The organism is Stenotrophomonas maltophilia group sp. RNC7 (assembly GCF_030910085.1).
GTDB classification, from domain to species: Bacteria; Pseudomonadota; Gammaproteobacteria; order Xanthomonadales; family Xanthomonadaceae; genus Stenotrophomonas; species Stenotrophomonas sepilia.
Genome location: NZ_JAVFVN010000025.1, coordinates 1 through 740 on the forward strand (window position 1 = coordinate 1; position 740 = coordinate 740).

Genomic DNA, 740 nt, shown 5'->3' on the forward strand with positions numbered 1-740 from the left:
CAAGCCTGCACGATTGCAAAGCGATGGTGAATATTGGCGCCGTTGACTTTATCAATTACACGAAGATCGGGCCATTTGAGTGCAAGGCTAGGGCGCCACAGGTTAAATACATGTCAGGAGCACGACTTTCCCGGCGTTATCAAGCGCTCGCAAGATATTTTGACCGATATGTAAATTCACAAAATTTCGAAACGACAAATCATTTTTGCGCAGCGATCAATATGGCAATTCCAAACGCCAAGCAGATCGCCATCCCTCCACCAAGGAAAAGCACCAACGTGTTATAATCAGTCATCACAGTCGCTTCCTTCCATAGCAATTAAGCCTCTCGGCTTATCGACCGGTTCGTCCTTGATACGGTGGACCGGGTAGGATTCAACATCGCGAAAAGCACGAGATTCGTCGGTTGTAAGGCCAACGTCCCCGGTCGCCACTTTCCCGCGGAAAGCATCCGCCCCATACTGAGTAGCCACAACTCTTGCGTCAGCATTCGAGCGTGCAGAAGCCAGTACCATTACGCGTTTTAGAGCCAGCTCTTTGTCATGCGCTGGCGAGAGGGCAAGCCTGTAAACATAGCACTGAAAGTTGTTTTCAACCCAGACCCGCTCTCGGGTGGCTCTTTCCCGCGCGTGAATATATTCTCATCTCCGCACTCCATTTTGAACCTCCTTTGTCCTGCACCAAAGCCCAACTGCCGGACGCAGCGGATGTTCCTTTCCTACAAGATGAAGGTTGACCTT

The 740-nt window shown here is 50.5% G+C and carries 2 protein-coding genes; both read left to right on the top strand.

Annotated features, from left to right (window positions below):
* On the top strand, positions 1-287 hold a 287-nt coding region (locus tag RCF13_RS00150; RefSeq protein WP_308140661.1), incomplete at its 5' end, for a hypothetical protein.
* 255 nt (positions 288-542) lie between these two features.
* Positions 543-740, top strand: a 198-nt coding sequence (locus tag RCF13_RS00155; protein WP_308140662.1) for a hypothetical protein, incomplete at its 3' end; no start/stop codon positions are given.